15 protein-coding genes are annotated in these 16,952 nt (G+C 34.9%); 5 read left to right on the top strand and 10 right to left on the bottom strand.

Features of this window, described 5'->3' with window-relative positions; all coding sequences use genetic code 11:
* Nucleotides 1-27 precede the first annotated feature (27 nt).
* From C8N28_RS04205 to C8N28_RS04190, 4 genes are read right to left on the bottom strand one after another with little or no spacing between them, the layout of a single operon-like run.
* Nucleotides 28-600: a dihydrofolate reductase family protein gene (locus C8N28_RS04205; protein ID WP_132221822.1), complete on the bottom strand. Its 573-nt coding sequence runs from the start codon at nt 598-600 to the stop codon at nt 28-30.
* 36 nt (nt 601-636) lie between these two features.
* Nucleotides 637-1,038, bottom strand: a complete 402-nt coding sequence (locus C8N28_RS04200) for a VOC family protein (RefSeq protein ID WP_132221820.1) — start codon at nt 1,036-1,038, stop codon at nt 637-639.
* Nucleotides 1,039-1,046: 8 nt separating this feature from the next.
* Nucleotides 1,047-1,493, bottom strand: a complete 447-nt coding sequence (locus tag C8N28_RS04195) for an SRPBCC family protein (protein ID WP_132221818.1) — start codon at nt 1,491-1,493, stop codon at nt 1,047-1,049.
* 51 nt (nt 1,494-1,544) lie between these two features.
* Nucleotides 1,545-1,919, bottom strand: coding sequence for a DoxX family protein (locus tag C8N28_RS04190; RefSeq protein WP_132221816.1), 375 nt, complete (start codon nt 1,917-1,919; stop codon nt 1,545-1,547).
* A gap of 143 nt (nt 1,920-2,062) precedes the next feature.
* Here C8N28_RS04190 and C8N28_RS13875 point away from each other — a divergent pair, with 143 nt between their 5' ends.
* The 3 genes from C8N28_RS13875 to C8N28_RS04180 all read left to right on the top strand — a co-directional run bounded on the left by C8N28_RS13875 (nt 2,063) and on the right by C8N28_RS04180 (nt 4,066).
* The gene (locus C8N28_RS13875; protein WP_246012745.1) at nt 2,063-2,353 is read left to right on the top strand and encodes a hypothetical protein; all 291 of its coding nucleotides are present in this window, start codon (nt 2,063-2,065) and stop codon (nt 2,351-2,353) included.
* Nucleotides 2,322-3,038, top strand: a complete 717-nt coding sequence (locus tag C8N28_RS04185; RefSeq protein WP_246012744.1) for a GlxA family transcriptional regulator — start codon at nt 2,322-2,324, stop codon at nt 3,036-3,038. Before C8N28_RS13875 ends, C8N28_RS04185 begins: the two co-directional genes overlap by 32 nt.
* A gap of 113 nt (nt 3,039-3,151) precedes the next feature.
* Nucleotides 3,152-4,066 carry a poly(ethylene terephthalate) hydrolase family protein gene (locus C8N28_RS04180; protein ID WP_185140121.1) on the top strand — a complete coding sequence of 305 codons (915 nt, stop codon included), beginning with the start codon at nt 3,152-3,154 and terminating at the stop codon, nt 4,064-4,066.
* Nucleotides 4,067-4,136: 70 nt separating this feature from the next.
* Here the strand turns inward: C8N28_RS04180 and map are convergent, their stop codons facing one another.
* On the bottom strand, nt 4,137-4,895 hold the full coding sequence (map, locus tag C8N28_RS04175) for a type I methionyl aminopeptidase (RefSeq protein ID WP_132221814.1): 759 nt from the start codon (nt 4,893-4,895) through the stop codon (nt 4,137-4,139).
* 112 nt (nt 4,896-5,007) lie between these two features.
* Between map and C8N28_RS04170 the strand changes: the two genes are divergently transcribed.
* The gene (locus tag C8N28_RS04170) at nt 5,008-5,835 is read left to right on the top strand and encodes a helix-turn-helix domain-containing protein (RefSeq protein WP_132221812.1); all 828 of its coding nucleotides are present in this window, start codon (nt 5,008-5,010) and stop codon (nt 5,833-5,835) included.
* Between the two features lie 96 nt (nt 5,836-5,931).
* Here the strand turns inward: C8N28_RS04170 and C8N28_RS04165 are convergent, their stop codons facing one another.
* The 4 genes from C8N28_RS04165 to C8N28_RS04150 all read right to left on the bottom strand — a co-directional run bounded on the left by C8N28_RS04165 (nt 5,932) and on the right by C8N28_RS04150 (nt 12,264).
* Nucleotides 5,932-7,590 (bottom strand): serine hydrolase domain-containing protein, encoded by a 1,659-nt coding sequence (locus tag C8N28_RS04165; protein ID WP_132221810.1) that lies wholly within the window; start codon nt 7,588-7,590, stop codon nt 5,932-5,934.
* Between the two features lie 78 nt (nt 7,591-7,668).
* Entirely contained in the window at nt 7,669-8,478 is an 810-nt protein-coding gene (locus C8N28_RS04160; RefSeq protein WP_132221808.1) for an AraC family transcriptional regulator, read from the bottom strand.
* Nucleotides 8,479-8,692: 214 nt separating this feature from the next.
* Nucleotides 8,693-11,083, bottom strand: a complete 2,391-nt coding sequence (locus tag C8N28_RS04155; protein ID WP_132221806.1) for a hypothetical protein — start codon at nt 11,081-11,083, stop codon at nt 8,693-8,695.
* Nucleotides 11,080-12,264: a hypothetical protein gene (locus C8N28_RS04150; RefSeq protein ID WP_132221804.1), complete on the bottom strand. Its 1,185-nt coding sequence runs from the start codon at nt 12,262-12,264 to the stop codon at nt 11,080-11,082. Before C8N28_RS04150 ends, C8N28_RS04155 begins: the two co-directional genes overlap by 4 nt.
* Before the next feature lie 639 nt (nt 12,265-12,903).
* On the opposite strand from C8N28_RS04150, the gene C8N28_RS04145 reads away from it, so the two are divergent.
* Nucleotides 12,904-14,268: a sensor histidine kinase gene (locus C8N28_RS04145; protein WP_132221802.1), complete on the top strand. Its 1,365-nt coding sequence runs from the start codon at nt 12,904-12,906 to the stop codon at nt 14,266-14,268.
* Between the two features lie 10 nt (nt 14,269-14,278).
* Here C8N28_RS04145 and ligD read toward each other — a convergent pair whose 3' ends face one another.
* Nucleotides 14,279-16,942: a DNA ligase D gene (gene ligD / locus C8N28_RS04140; RefSeq protein WP_132221800.1), complete on the bottom strand. Its 2,664-nt coding sequence runs from the start codon at nt 16,940-16,942 to the stop codon at nt 14,279-14,281.
* Nucleotides 16,943-16,952 lie beyond the last annotated feature (10 nt).

Genomic DNA, 16,952 nt, shown 5'->3' with positions numbered 1-16,952 from the left:
CAGACGTGATGATTATGGATATTAGGGTTAAGTTTGCAGCGGTCCGATGTGTCGATAAGTGTTGATGAGCACACCCGTAGATATGGTTTTCGTGCTGACGAGAGCGAGTTCGCGTGGGTGAGCGATATCAGAAAAGAAGCGTTTTCCCTGACCAAGCAAAACTGGGTAAACGATCAATACAATTTCGTCGACTAGTCCCTGCTCAAGTAGTAACAAGGAGGTTATCGTTGAACTTCCCCAAACGATCAGGTCAGGTCCATCTGTTGATTTTAGATCGCGAATGTCTTTTATGATATCCTCGCCCAAGCCTTCAACTGGCGCCCATTCAAGACTGTCAGGTCTGTGAGTCGCGATGTATTTCGTTGCAGCATTTATACTGTTGGCTATCGGATTATCCCCAGCTTTTGGCCAATATCCGGCCCAAATATCGTAGGTGCGGCGACCAAGTAGCAGATCAAAATTTGTGCCTTGTGCCTCGATGACGGCCTCTAGCCCAGCCGGACTTCTATATGATGCCGTCCATTCGCCATTTACGTAGTCTTTGCCTTGTTCGATTACTCCGTCCAGCGAGATATGTTCAAATATTCTGATTTTTCTCATTTTGTTTACTATTAGTTCAATGTTTGTATGAAGTTGCTAAACACCAAATACCCACCTCACATCAAAAATATCGGTAACTTCAATCAGCTGCTGTTCCTCTCTATTGCTAAGTGAAAGACTCTTTTTACCCGATTCCAGTTTTTTAATTAGCTCCCTTCTATCATAGTTGTTCTCGCACTGCAAATAAATAGAAATATAGTTCCCGATCTTTCTTCCTTCATTATGCACCAGATCAGAACCATGAATAATTATCCTTTCTGATACTAAAGAGCCGCTAACAACAGGAAGCTCTGTGCAACCCGGTAATTCTTTTTCGAAAGTTTCAAATTGCAACAGGCCCCCAAAGCAGGTTTGGTAGAATGTGAGAGCCTGTTTACAATTTCCGGAAAAGGTTACGAAAACTGCATTGATTAATTTATCGTGGAGATGCTCAATCATATTGTATATTAAGCATCCGGAATTTCAGGCTCTACCAATTTTATCAATTTCTCAAGCGAGTCTTGCCAACCTAAATAGCACATTTCAGCTGGTATTGCTTCAGGAATTCCTTCTTGCAGTACTTTAAGATCTGTACCGCCTATTACTTTTTTCAACCATACAGTTGTGGTCATCTCTCCGGGTAAATTAGGATCGTCAAACCTGTCGTTGTATTTAATCAATTCATTGGGTTTGATTTCAATATACTGTCCACCAAAAGAATGTCCGTTACCTGTACTGAAATTGATAAAGGTCATTTTATATTGACCACCCACTTTAAAATCCATTTGTTGTACGGTACATACGAAGCCATAAGGCGGCAGCCAGGTGGAATGTGCTGTAGGGTCTGAAAATGCCCGAAATACTTTTTCGGGACTTGCCTTAATTACCCTGTGTAATGAAACTGAATTTGCCATTTTTATTGAATTTAGATTTGTGATTAATTTAATTGTTTTTTGTAACAGGACTTAGCCATGATGCTGAATTTTTCTATTATAAACATAAGAAATAGCGAGAATGCCCAACACCACAAGAGGCAGGAGCATATACCCAATATTTTGATCTACATAGGCATGACTAATAAATGCAAAGATTAAATTAAATGTGAGCCCTGCATATGCCCATTCTTTCAGCGTGGCTGGTGTTTTAGGATATGCGATAGCAAAAACACCAAGTGCTTTACAGATGATAAGTGTTTGGGCAAAGTAATCTGGATAGCCCAGAGGTTTTGTGCCCATATTTACATATTCTGGTGTAAATAATAAGGTGCTAAGTGGCATGATACCTTCCCAAAGTATTATAATACCAGTTGCCACCCAAAAGATTGTTTTATTCTTTTTCATTTCTTTCGTTTTTTAATTGATAACAATTTTACTATTCAAAAGTACGATAGGATTTAAAATTTCACAGGTTGTAAAAGCGACAACCTTAAGGGGTTATTATGACAATCTATTTTAATATATTTATAGTATAGAAATCAATTGATATGCGAATTTCAGTCTTTGTGCCAGAATTTGGAGTAATTGAAGCCGTTACTCCACCATTTAGAAGCTTTCATACAGCTAATGAGTTTTTAACAACATTTGGTAAAAAGCCCATTTTTGAGGTAGAGTACGTAGGCTTAAATGAATATGTACCGGCTAATAATGGTGAATACACCATAAAAACCGATAGGTTATTGAAAGACGTAATTACAACGGATTTACTTTTTACCTCCTACATTTGGCGATACCTCCAAGGGAATATTGGCCAATGCAGAGGCAATACCTTATTTTAAACGATTACATGAGAATGGTTCGAGCTTAGCCAGTTTGTGTATTGGCGCCTTTCTATTAGCTGAAACAGGTTTATTGAACGGTAAAAAATGTTCTACACATTGGGCACATATCAATGAGTTTAGAGAAAGATATCCGGATGTAGAAGTAGAAGACGGAGCTATTATAACAGAGCATGATAATATTTACAGCAGTGGCGGAGCAAGTAGTTTATGGAATTTAATATTATACTTGATAGAAAAGTTTGCTGACAGAGAGGTGGCTATAATGATTGCAAAATACTTCGCTTTAGATATTGGGAGGGATAGCCAATCTCAATTTGCTATATTCAGAGGTCAAAGAAACCATGGGGATGCAGATATTCAAATAGTGCAAGATTATATTGAAAAGCACTATGATGATAAAATAACAATAGAAAAGTTGGCAAGCTTAATCAATACTGGCCGTAGAACTTTTGAACGGAGATTTAAAGAGGCTACCAACAACACTCCTGTAGGGTATATACAAAGAGTGAGAATCGAAGCTGCTAAACTTTCCTTTGAGGGCTCGAGAAAGAATGTATCGGAAATTATGTTTAATGTGGGTTATACTGATACGAAAGCATTTAGGGATATCTTTAAAAAAATTACAGGGCTTACTCCAATTGAGTACAGAGATAAATTTGCCAGGGTTGCAAACGAAGTATAAGAAAAAACTTCTTAAAAAATTGTATTTTGTGCAATTGAGAATGACAGTTAGTTACCCAACTGATAAAATTCTCATTGAGAAATAAATATCAATTATAATACAAAATGAACCTTATGATTAAGAAAATTACAATCTTCACGCTTTTTTGCGTTTCCTTATTGAGCGTTTTAACTCCGGTATATGCACAACAGACGGCAGATCCTATTCGAACTTCTTCAAGAGTGATTGAGGATGGCGGAACTGGCCCCTATAATGCCATTATGCTTTCAGAAGCTACATTGCCCAGTCATACAGTTTTTCGGCCAAAAGATTTGAGCTCTTTCGGCAATAACCAAAAGCTGCCAATAATTGCGTGGGGTAACGGTGCTTGTGCAAACTCCCCATGGGAACATGTAAATTTTTTATCTGAAGTTTCATCCTATGGTTTTCTTGTAGTTGCAATTGGTCCTATGCCAATGGAAGGAGAGAAGGGAAGTGGAAGATCAACATCGACACAACTAACCGATGCAATTAATTGGGCTATTGCTCAGAATGGAGATAAGAATAGTCCTTATTACAATAAAATTGATATAGAGAACGTAGCAGTGAGCGGTATGTCTTGCGGTGGTTTGCAAACGCTGGAAGTTGCTTCCGATCCACGTGTTAGCACCGTAGTCGTTTATAATAGTGGTATTTTTAATACTCCTGGAAACGGTATAAGTAATATGCCGAACCTCACGAAAGAGAACCTTAAGAAAATTCATTCGCCAACATTGTATATGCTTGGAGGAGAAGAAGACATCGCTTATGCGAATGGAATAGATGATTACCGACAAATAAATCATGTCCCGGTTTTTGTTGCCAATATGGATGTAGGACATGGTGGTACTTACGGTCAGCCGCATGGCGGCGAATTCGCTAAGCTTGCCACAGCGTGGTATAAATGGCAGTTAATGGACGATGTAGAAGCTGGTAAGATGTTTACAGGCGAGCCAGCCGGACTTGCAAAGAATTCAAACTGGAGGTTCGAGAAAAAGAATATGCCTTAGAAGGTAATTGATATAAGTGCATGTGTCATCGGAGGATATAAGTATATAGCTTTAACTTTAAAATATATACTTATATCCCATTCGCTGCTGTCAAGATTATTGGTTTGTCGTGCGTTATCAATATTGTGTGTTCATGTTGAGCTACAAATCCACCTTTATCGCCTAAAAAGGCCCAATCATCCGACGCTGTTTTAATAAATGTGGATTTGGTGGAGATAAATGTTTCAATAGCTACAATAGAATCCTTTCTAAATCGCCTTTTATCATAACGGTCATAGTAATTCATTATCGCGTCTGGTTCTTCATGTAAACTTCGTCCGACTCCATGACCACCCAGATCTCGGATAACAGTATATCCTGCTTTTTTAGCTTTGGTTTCTATCTGTTTTCCAATATCAGAAATTCTTACTCCTCCGCTAATATGAGAGATTGCATCCAGTAATATTTCTTTTGAAGTATCTATCAAATGTTGTAAACCTTGAATATCTTCACCAACAACAAATGAGCATCCATTGTCAGACCAATAACCACCTAGCTCTGCAGATACATCAATGTTAATAATGTTACCGTTTTTCAGAATGACCTTGTCTGATGGAATGCCATGAGCAAACTCATTGTTGACGCTGATGCAGCTATATCCAGGAAAACCATAAGTTTCGAATGGAGCAGATCTTGCACCAAGAGCTTCTAGGTTTTGTCTTCCGTATTCATCAATTTCTTTTGTAGACATACCTATCTGGGCAAATGCTTTCATTTTTCGTAAGGTAAGTGCAACAGCCTCACTCACTTTCTTTATACCCTGTAAGTCTTCTTCTGTTTTAACAATCATAAGCAGTATCACTCAGTTCTGCACAAAGCTATGGGTATTTAAATGGTGCTCATAGTAAATATTAGACAGGGTATTATTTTCGAGTCATTAACATTTCCCGTAAATTTGCTGCATGCCAATAAATTATCTGAAGAAGATACAATTAGGAGAATTTAATGAGGAAGCTTATACAATTAGCCCATCAATAGAAATTGAATCTGTTATCGAGGGGTTTTATGTTTTCTCCAGAGAAACAAATAAGGATACACATCTTGTTTTTAACGATGGCTTTCCTGTGCTTGTATTTTTACAAAGCTGCGAAGACACAATAGCGGTAACAGAAGAAAACAATGCATTCGAAATTAAAGCTGCATGGGCAAGTGCTGGCTCAATTAAAAATGTTTATGTAAAATATAATAATAATACAGATCAGATCTTTATAGTTCGATTCTATCCAAGTGCTTTCTATCAGTTGTTTGGTTTAGACGCTCAATATTTTAGGAATAGTCCAATTATTCCATTTGAATATATTGCTAAGGATAGTAATTTCAGTATAGAAGAATTTTTTGGATACAATTTAATTGAAGAAAAAATAGCATTTGTCGAAACATATGTTCAGAATTCTTTTATGAAGACTGGCATCCCTAAAACTTTACAAAATACATTAGACTACATCCATAAAATAAAAGGGAACAGCACTGTACAAAATGTAAGCAATAATGCAGGCGTAAACTATAAGTGGTTAGAGAGAAGTTTCGTGAAAAATATTGGACTCTTACCCAAAGAGTACATTCAGCTTCAACGTTTTATTCATGCATACCTTGAATTGGTTGGAAGTGAGAAGGTTGATTTGATGCGAATCGCAATATCAAACGGATACTACGATTCAAATCATTTTCTGAAAGATTTTAAAGCCTATACCGGAAAAACACCATTAGAGTATCTGAAGTTTCAATTATAGTCTGATCTCTATCAAATAAGTTGACCATGAGCTTGTGTTAGTGAAGATTCTTCGATTTCTAAATAAGTATTAGAGGTATTGGAATATTAAATTGTGCTAGTTCAATATTGCAGGCAATAAATAATCTACTATAATTTTATCAGCCTGAGGATGCCCGTATGGTTTATTAAAGGCTTTTGAGGTTATGATAATGACAAGGGGTAGATCTTTGAAAATTAGAAATTCATTTCCACCATTTCCAGCGCAATAATAAATTTCATGATTTACGCCATTGAAAAGAAGACTTTTATTCCAAAACAAATAACCATAAAATTGATTATCACGTTCCTGAATTTGGATTTGATGCGTGAGAGTCTTTTGAACCCATTCACTTGGAATTATCTGCTTACCATTCCAAACACCATTGTTCTTATACAATTGTGCATATTTTGCATAATCTAAAGATGTCATTTGTAAGCTTCCAGCAGTATTTACAACTTTTTGTGGAGTATATTGCCATTGGTAATTCGTTATATTTAATGGCTTAAAAAGTTTTTCATCAGCATATTTTTCTAGACCTTCAGGAATATTTTTATTTAGAAGATCACCTAATACTACCACGCCAGCAGTGAAGTAATCCCATTTTCCACCGTTTGTTTTAGCTTTATCCATAGGTAAGTCCAAAGTAAATTTCACCCAGTTATTTGTAGGGTACATATTTTCTTCATTGCCGGGTGAATCACTATTTGCATCAGAACCATTAAATGCAGAACTCATGCTAAGTAAATCTTTAATTCTTACACTGTCTTTTTTTGCTTCGTAATTTGCAAATTGTTTTAAATTATAAAATGTGTTAAGCGTTTGGTATTCGTTTTTGATATATCCATCTTTGATAGCTATTCCCATTAGCGTTGATGTAAAAGATTTTCCAGCCGAGCGGGTGTCATGCAGTGTACTCCTTTTAGCACCGTTAAAATACTCTTCAAGCATTAATTTTCCATCATGGATGACGACAACACTTGTTATATCCTTTAGGCTATAGCTAGCAATTGCGGCATTAAGCATTTCAATTTTCTTTTTGTCAAATTGAAAATTCGAAATCACCCAACCGCTGTTTGGTTGAATAGGCTGGATTCTAATATCCTCTGCTGTTAGTTTAGGTGTTTTTATGATTAGTTTAATCTGACCATCTGCTATAAGACTGCCGACCTTAATAGTTTCATCTATTTTTATGTAGGGTCTGATTTCAATTTTGAGTTGATGATTACCATCAGTCAATGCTTTTTCTCCTCCATTAAGTTTAAACCTTTCCCACATATACATCGCCCACCAATCTTCTCCTTTTGAACTGGTCAGGGGAACTCTAAATATTGTTGAAGTGTTTTTACTCCCTCCTGAACCAAAATTGCATCCTTGATCAATATTTTCTTGATAAATAAATTTATTGTCGACATAGAAAGTAAATTGGAGATTGCCGGCCTTCAAAAGTTCTTCTGCGGACAAGTGCGGAGCCAATCGGTGTAAATAATTTGCTACTGAATTATCCATAAAGACCCTAATATTTAGGTCTGAATTATGAGTCAGTTCAAAGGATTTCAAAAAGTCAGAACTTTGATATTCGTTTAATGGGATATTTTCATTCATAAAAGTGACTCTTCCAATGTTAGATCTGTGTAATTCTCCAACAATTCCATCTGTTTTGTAGAGATCGGGAATTTGGGCAGAGGCAATAAAATTAGCTAGGTTAATTAAAATTAACAAAAAGATATTTTTCATAGTTTAACGTTATAAATTTAAATGCAAAACTACGATGCTAAGTATTTTAAAAATTGTATGAGATTAACATCAGGCTATTTATGTAAAAAGCAATTTTCGATGTCTTGAAGGGTTCAATCCATTAAATTCCTTGAAACATCGCGTAAAATGACTTTGATCAGAAAACCCGCATTCGTAAGCAATTTCAGTGAATGATTTATTTTGTAGTGCTATTAAGGATAAAGCTTTCTCAACTTTTAATTTTCTAATATATTCCCCTAAATTACAGTTAAAATATTTTGAAAAATCGCGTGAAAGATGAATTGGATGAATATCTAGCATCCTCGACAATTCATCCAAAGTGGTTGTTTCTGCGAATTGGTCATGGAGGATTTCATCAATCATTAATACCCACCTGGGCATCTTATGTAACGTTGACTGAGTATTGCAATTCATTTTTGATAACATTTCTATTAGTAAGCTTTGAATGGAAATATCTATACACATGTCATCGATTTTCGTAGCCCTAAAAACCTTATACATTAGGAGCTTAATATCTGGATTTAAAATATTGGTGCTTCCTTGCAGACCATCGCAGGATAATGCTAAATTATCAAACCATTTTTTATCAATCTCTAGATGAAATCCTCTGGTAAATCCCTTATTTTTGATATTATAATGTGGTTCTTGCCAGTTGTGAAAAAGTAAGCTTCCGGGTGCACAATTATAAATTTCCTTTTTATTTCCTTCTATAACGTTACCTTCGAGAATGAAAGTGAAATAAGCATGCTCATGATAATGCCAATCTACTTTATTGTGTGTATAAACTGTATCAGTAAGTGTTATTCCGTTCAGACTAATAGTTCTATTGGTCTGTCCATAAAATTTTCCTCTTAATGATTGTTTCATATTGGTTTACTAAATCTCTTTAAAAATCTTGTCACTTTAAGTTGAGTAAAAACTCATATTATTCCTCTATCCTTAAAACACTTTCTTCAATTATATATTGATCGAAGATCTAATTGAAGCCGAGGATAATTTACTTAAAAACGGTTTACGACTCAAAATTTATAATTAATGACACAGAACAGAAAATAGGCTTTCGAAAACTAATTATTTATCTTTATTCAACTATTATTTGCTTTTCGCTGAATTTCATAAAGTCTTCAGTGATATTTTTTGGAATCAAAACTTTGTCCTTTATAAAGCCAATAAGCCCTTTGAGTATAGAATCTCCATGTAAGTATGCTTTTTGATCTTCAAGTAAGTCTATGCATTCTTGAATAATATTCTCTTTTAATCGCAGCTTTTTAATGGCAATTGCATAGAAGAATTCATTTAACCCTTCAGAGTGGTTGTCACCATAGTGAATTATCATATCTCCAAGAACTCGTTTCATTTGAGAACCCATTTCATCTGTTAGATCATATCTTAATTCTTCAGTGGTAGCCGCTCTTAATAAACATGCTTGTATGATACCATCATTGTATCTAATAAAATTGCCAGGATCTAAAACATTTCGAACATATTCGCTTTGATCTAATCGTCCTTGAATCCTTAATTCGTTAATTATGCAAGAAATTATAAAGTAGATTTCTGATTGAGTAGATCGAGCAATAAAGTACTTAATATTTGGGGCGAATGCAAAACCTTTACGAATTTTTAAAGGTTTGTCATCTACTGTAGAGGGGAAAAATAAATTATCTATTAATCCATTCGTTAGACCGCTTTCGTTTAATATTACTTCTCTTTCTCTGCAGTGTTTTAATGTTTTAGGAAACTCATCTTCTTTGGAATCACAATATTGTTCTATTTCTTTAACATAATCTAACTCCATATGCCATGAAGTTTTATAAGCTTGGTCAGAGCAGTATATTTTTTCCACGCTAATAATCCTATTCGTGTTTTTACCAAACTCACCTAACCCTAAATTTGATTCCAAAAATTCACAGTGTTTTGGATTTTGTGTCCGATTGATAAATGTAAAAAACATCTTTTGATAAGTTAATTCAAAATCCCGAAGGGCTCTACCCAAAAACAATAGGTTTCTTCCTGACACAATAGAAGAACTTATGACAGCAATAGTTCCTTTTTTCTTCTTATCAATTTTCTTAAGGTCATAATCTTTTATTATATTATTATTATTAAAAGGAAGTCCGTTTTGATTTAATATTTCAGAAATAATTTCTGCTAAAGTTGTAGAGGCCTCGTCTGATAAAACAATCATATATTTCAATGAAGCGGGAATGTTTTGCAGGACATATTTCTCTAACTTTTCAAATACCTTACTATATAGAGCCTTGTTATTGTTTCGATTTTCCCACTCACCGAGGATTTCGGCTATATCAATATACACATCATACTTTTTTTCATCTCCATCATCCTTGAAGTAACATTTTAGCACTGCATTTTTAGAGTCTTTAGATTTTTCATAAAACGATCCTATTTTATTTAGAAAGGAAGGAGCATCAAGTTTAGAAATCAATTGTCCAACTACATTCGGTTTTTCTAATAAGAATACATCACCCTGAACTTCAATAGGTTTTGAAGCGTCTTTACAGAGATTACAAGACTTTCCTTTTAATGGATTATAGCTTTTAAATTCAGTTAACCCATCTGGGTTGTGAATGGGATCAATAGTCAAGTCACAAATTACTTGACCATTAAAGCTGTCATCTACACTCAGTCCATATATAATTGCTATATTTTCTAATTCGATATTTCTCCGCTTATCCTCAGTCATTCTTCTGATAATACTACCTGACGTACTACTTGAAATTAAAAATAAACTACCTCTTTCAGTTGTAAACTTTGATTCCTCAAATAACTTGTAGCTTCCAAAGCTCTCAACTCTAACGCACGCATTATAGTCATTATCTAGTTCCTTAAGAAATGTTATATAGGAATAAGCTAGTGAATTGATAGATGAAGTATCGCAATAGATATTTTCGAACCTTTTGTTTTTAAATTTTTTAATTAGGGCTGATACAATAAACAGTATTTCTGAACCGTGTATCAAAACGTTACCTGTCCTTAAAAACCGATCACAATGCTTTCCTGATGGGAAAACAAAATGATGGGCCGATTTAGAGATTATTAAACCACCGTTTGCATTAAATATCTTAATTAAACCACGATTGTAAATTTCATCTATATGATCAATATTAACTTCGGTACCTATGAATGTTTTAAATACACCATATTTATTTATTGATATTGCACTTATATTATCATTGAAACCATCACCTTCAAAATGTGGTATATAAGAATAAATTGTAGATCCCTTTTTGAATATCTTTGTGACTTCAACCTGGTTAAATTCAGGGCATATAATTGTTATTTTATCTGGTGGTATATTCTTATAGAAATATTCTCTTAGTTGGAGTTGAACATCTTCTGTATCCCTTTCGATATTTTTATAAGGAAAAAATAAAACCAAGGTATTAATTTTCTTTTCACCCTGATCGGAGATAATGATATCATGGATGAAACTAAATATGTAGCATTTCTTCATTTGATTTCATTTATAGGATACACCATAGTAATCATCGCTCCTTCAGTGTTATTCATGTTGACGTATGAACTATTAGAACTGTTTATCCAATCATTTAATACCACTTCTGATAAATCCTGAGTTTTAAAATAAGGTGCTTTAATCAAATCACGGTATAAACTGGCTCGTCCAGTTCTTATTTTTAAGAAACCATGTTTTTTGCTTAACAGTTTAAGGACATGGTCCAATCCAAAACCTTTACTTAACCCCTTAGATGTAACTACCGAAGTTTGTCCCTTAATCAGACATTGCTTAATCGTATTAACATCATCTCGAATATTTAGATTATCTTCCCATTTCGCTCCTAAAAATCTCTTTACTAAACCAGGGCCACTATCGAATACAGAAACCTCTAACATGAAATTATCACCCTCTTCCAGAGCGTTTTCGTAGTAGGAAATTAAGCCTTTATGAGATTTAGCTTCTTTAATAAAGTTTCTCTTAGAACTTCGTTGAATCCTAAAATATGCTCCACGTGTATTTGGAGATATGTTAATTTGATTTAAGTGATCTTTGATTGCATGCTCATGTGTATTTCGCATTAATTCCCATAAGATTGATTGGAGATCTTCGATTATTCCACTATTAGAATTAATGATTTTACTTTTAAGATTTATACTTAAACATTCAAAAACACGATATACTGTATTATTCAATGCTGATGGTACTTCGAAAAAATCGTAATTTAAAGTATAAAACCAATGAGAGTAGCCTTGTGATTTTGAATAATGATCAAAATTCGGGATTAGAATGGCATCGTTTGGCAATCCTTTAAGAAAATCAATTTTGTTATGAAATTGGGATGTATATGGACGTAAGGCTCTTTTTAAGGATTCTCCTAATGGATTTTCTATATCACAATCTTTCCAAACTGTTAATAGCACAATATAGCCAAAATAGCTTTGAGCAAATTCTGAAAGAGTTGATTCATTGTTTATATCAATAGGAATTATGAGTTTTCCGTTTTTATTTCTAACCCAAGTGAATATTACAAGAAATAATTTGGGCAAAATACCAAATCCTCTGTAGTTAATTTCTAATGGTAACTCCAAATCCAAATCTTTTGGAGTATTTACAAATGTCAAAAATAGCCCTTCTAAAACTTTATCATCTAATTTGCTAGGCACAATTATTTTATTCATTAGAGGCATTTTTTTCATTTATAATAAAAATATACTTATAAATGTATGGTATATACAACTTTGATTATATTAGTTATGAAACAAGTTAAATGTTTTTTTTTACTTTATGCATAATAAATATGATAGTAGATGTTTAAGTGAATTATACATGGTAAAAACATCTACTAAGAAAATTTTTGTTTTTCGATTTTTATATCAGAATAATAGTTCTAAGCTCAAAATCGAAGAGATTTGTTCATCAGTATTCCTTTGATACCGTGAGGTTGTCCAAAGTTAAAGTTGATTATGACTAACTTGATTTTATTTGTAGTAATAGTTGATATTATCTCAGTATCAACTGTCATTACTTTAACATCAGCTACAGTAGTGGCGAAACGTGTCCCTGTAAAATATCGTCGGGCTTTGGATTCTTGGGCTGAATATTGGTAATATGCGGTACATCAGGTTTTACTTCTCGCAATAAAGATAGATTCTTATAATGAGAGATATTAACACATTTAGCATTTTCAATAAAGGTCTCTCAATAAAATCTAAATACTATTAAACTAGGCTAGAATCTTTTTGAAAAAATAACATTAAATTTGAGATCTATTATTACCTCACTCCCTACAAAGACAATAGATTACGATCATATTATTCATGTCCAAATTCAACTTCCAGCTTCCTAACGGTCACCCTTTAAAAGAAAAAAATACTTTTTGGTTAGCACTGATAGGGAGTCCGTCAATGTTTTCTTTAGAGAGCAGGATCTTTCATTCTCTTAGTATCGGTATGATTATCATAGCCGCAATATACGTTCCTTATAATTTATTTGCCGGACTATATATTGGCTCCTTGTCTGCTCTTATATTTGGTTTGTTTTTTTTTCAGCAGTATTATTATTCCAGGATTCATGGTAGACTGCATAATAGTACATTATTTGGTTTAGCAGGTATTATAATCTTCGGAGTTAATTATTTTTCTAATTCAGGCATCAGCGGATCTACCGATCTTATATGGCCCGCTTATCTGTTACTTGTATTTGCAATTTCTCCTTACCATCAGCATATCAAATGGCTGATCGTATATTTGTTGTGCTTTTTAATATTGCATACTGTTGAATATTACTATCCTTTTCTGATAAAACATCCTTTTAGTGCAGGCAAAGGACAGTTTATTGATCGTGTTACTGCATTTCCCATGCCTGTTGTGGCAGTTTACATCATCATTAATTTTATGAGGCGGAGCTATGATAAGGAAAGAAAAGCAGCTGAAGAAAAGACAATAGCTGTTGAAATAAGTAATGCGCAGATTTTGTTGCAAAAAAATCAGTTGGAGGAAAGCAACCAGGAAAAAAGCAAATTAATGTCTATTATATCGCATGATCTGCGAGCACCGTTGTTGAATATACAAAGCTATCTGGTATTGTTAAATGAAAATGAAATAGACAGTGAAATGCGCCCTGTATTAGAGAAAGCTTTGCTCAAATCTACTAATAATGCCGTAGATATGTTTTCAAACTTATTGCATTGGACGAAATCACAAATGGAAGGTTCTCGTGTACAGTTAATAGAAGTAAACCTTTTCTCAGTGTTAGAAGATACATTGGAGATGGAAAAAATACATGCATTGAAGAAAGATATATCCTTAAACTATAGCATTCCACCTCAGTTAATGGTTATTGCTGATGTTGATATGCTTCAACTGGTGGTGCGTAACCTAATTAGCAATGCTGTGAAATTTACTCTGCATGGAGGACATATTAATATTGATGCTCAATTGATATTGAATGAATGTAAGATAACCGTTAGTGATAATGGAAGAGGTATTTCACAAGATAAACAAGAAAATATTTTTTCCATTAAGTCAGATCCCGAGTTTGGCACAGACAATGAAAGAGGAGTTGGTTTAGGCCTGGTTTTGTGTAAGGAATTTATAGAGCGACAAGGTGGCAGGATAGGTTTTGAAAGTCATTTGGGGCTTGGTTCCAGCTTTTTCGTTTTTATACCATTAAAAGCAGATTAATGGTATTATCTTAAGGATATAGCTCCTTTGCTTTTTTAATTGCTTTCTCAAGATCAATTCCTTTACCTAAAACCGACTTAAATAAATCTCCCTTTTTCTTTAATCTTTCCATGGTATTGAAAATGGTAAAATCCTTCATCTTAAGTCCTGGTTTCACCTCTTTCCAGTCTAAAGGCATCGAAACCGTAGCACCAATCTTAGGCCTTAAAGAATAAGGCCCTGCAATGGTTGCACCTGGCCTGTTTTGTAAAAAGTCTAAGTACATTTTTCCTTTACGGGCAGAGACTGTTCGTTCTAAAGAAGTTAAATCAGGCAGCTGTTGGTTCACAATACCTACTATAATCCGGGCAAAAAGCTGTGTCTGATCATACGTATATTTAGCGTTTGTCGGGATATAAATATGAATTCCGGTAGAGCCAGAGGTCTTCGGAAAGCAGGGCACATCAATAGAGTCTAATACCTTCTTTATAACGAGTGCCACGTCAATCACCTGGTCAAAATGTTGCTTGTCAGGATCAAGGTCAATTACACAATAATCCGGATAATCTGGAGATTGCACCCTCGAAAACCAAGGATTGATTTCTATACAACCTAAAGAGGCCATCCATAAAAGTGTAGCTACATCATCACCAACCAAGTATTCCTTTGGCTCACCGTCACTTGTCGTATAGGGGAAGGTTTTTGCCCAATCGGGCGCTTTACCTTTCACATCTTTCTGATAAAAGCTTTCGCCATGTATGCCTCCAGGAAAACGGTTTAGCGATTGAGGCCTGTCTTTTAAATAGGGTAGGATGAAGTCTGCTACTTGGTAATAATAGTTAAACATTTCTCTTTTGGTTACACCATCTTCTGGCCAATAAACCTTGCTCAGGTTTGTAAATTTCAACTCCTTTCCATTTACCTTTCTTACTTGGGTTTCGTCTTTTGGATTTAAAAGTGTTTTTGGAGCAGTTGCCTTTGATGGTCGAACAGCATCTGAAAGCTTGTCATTGGTCGAGGCTTTTGTTTCTGTAGAGATTTCTGTTTTTATTTCCTCCACAATCTCGTCTGCATCTTTTGCAGTTTCACGTACTACATCTTTTGAGTTTTTATCTATTCTCATTCCTTTAAAAGAAGGATGGCGAAAAACTCCATCCTGGGTTACTTCGGTATAGGCAATCTCACATACCAGCTCTGGTTTCATCCAGGTGGCTTGCGCATTCATTTGCTGAGGTCGAAATCTGGAAGGCTTGTTGACATCCGGAACCAGTTTAAATGGACTTTTGGAAATGATAAGAGGTTTAAACTGTTTCATCATTTCTTTCTGATCAGAATCAGAAAAGCCAGTTCCAACCTTTCCTACATAGGTCAATACATCCTTTTCCCAGACCGCCAGTATCAAAGAGCTGAACAGTTTAGATGTGTCCTTGTTTTTTGTAAATCCGGCAATTAACACTTCCTGTCTATGCGAGATTTTAATCTTGAGCCAATCTTTAGAACGGTTGCCTTGCATATAGATGCTTGATTTCCTTTTGGCTATAATTCCCTCTAAGCCCATACGTTCAGCTGCAGCAAAAAAATCAATTCCACTGGCATCAAAAACCCGTGAAATCCTCATTCTATCATCCTCTATTGGCAAAATCTCATTTAAAACCGCTTGTCTTTCTATTAAAGGCAGTCCGGTAAGGTCTTTTCCTTCATACCAAAGGATATCAAATACATAGAATACCAAATCTCCATCAGCCTCGCTTCGCCAGTTCTGTAACGTACTGAAATTGGAAACCCCTTTTTCATTTAATATCAGAATCTCTCCGTCGATTACAGCATTCAACTTTAGTCCGGAAAGTAATTGATAAATAGGGTAGAATTTATCATTAAATGATTTATTGTTACGCGAAAGCAATTCCACTTTTCCTTTGTTCATAAAGGCTAGTGCGCGGTAACCATCCCATTTTACTTCATATTGCCAGTCCGAGTCGTCAAAAGGATGATCTACCAAGGTGGCGAGCATTGGTTTTATATTCTTTAAAATTGCAGATTTTGGTGCCTTTTTCAGTATGCCGGCAGTGTCTGGTTTAGTAACTTTTTCCTCCCGGTTACTATGCCAAACTTTTTCACTGCTCTTTTCCATCATCTCAATGGTTTTGCCAGAAAGGATAGAAGAATCTAGTTTAGTAACGTCTTTCTTCGAAGAGAACTCATCATCATGTTTGATCAATAGCCAGGCGTTTTCACCCATGCCTTGCGTTTTTACCAGTGCAAACTCTCCATTAAGTTTTTCACCATGCAGTTTCATTTTTACCGAGCCCTTTTTAAGTTCGCTCAGCAAGTATTTTTCTTGTGCTTCTTTGCCCTTAATAGAATCAATTGGCTCATACCAGCCTTGATCCCATACAATTACTGTTCCTCCACCATATTCGCCTTTGGGAATTATTCCTTCAAAATTCCGATAGTCAAAAGGGTGGTCTTCTACCATCATAGCCAGGCGTTTCACCTTCGGATCCAAGGTTGGGCCCTTGGGTACCGCCCAGCTTTTTAGCACACCATTCATTTCCAACCTGAAATCATAATGCAAGCGAGAGGCATCATGCTTCTGGATAACGAACATCAATTTATTCTTATCTTTACTTCTACCAGCTTTCGGTTCTTTAGTTTTCGAAAAGTCCCTCTTTTGTTTGTATTTTTCAAGTGCCATGCTTATTTCA

The sequence above is a fragment of the Albibacterium bauzanense genome (genome assembly GCF_004339765.1).
GTDB lineage: Bacteria > Bacteroidota > Bacteroidia > Sphingobacteriales > Sphingobacteriaceae > Albibacterium > Albibacterium bauzanense.
This window is presented reverse-complemented; position numbering and strand designations above follow the sequence as displayed.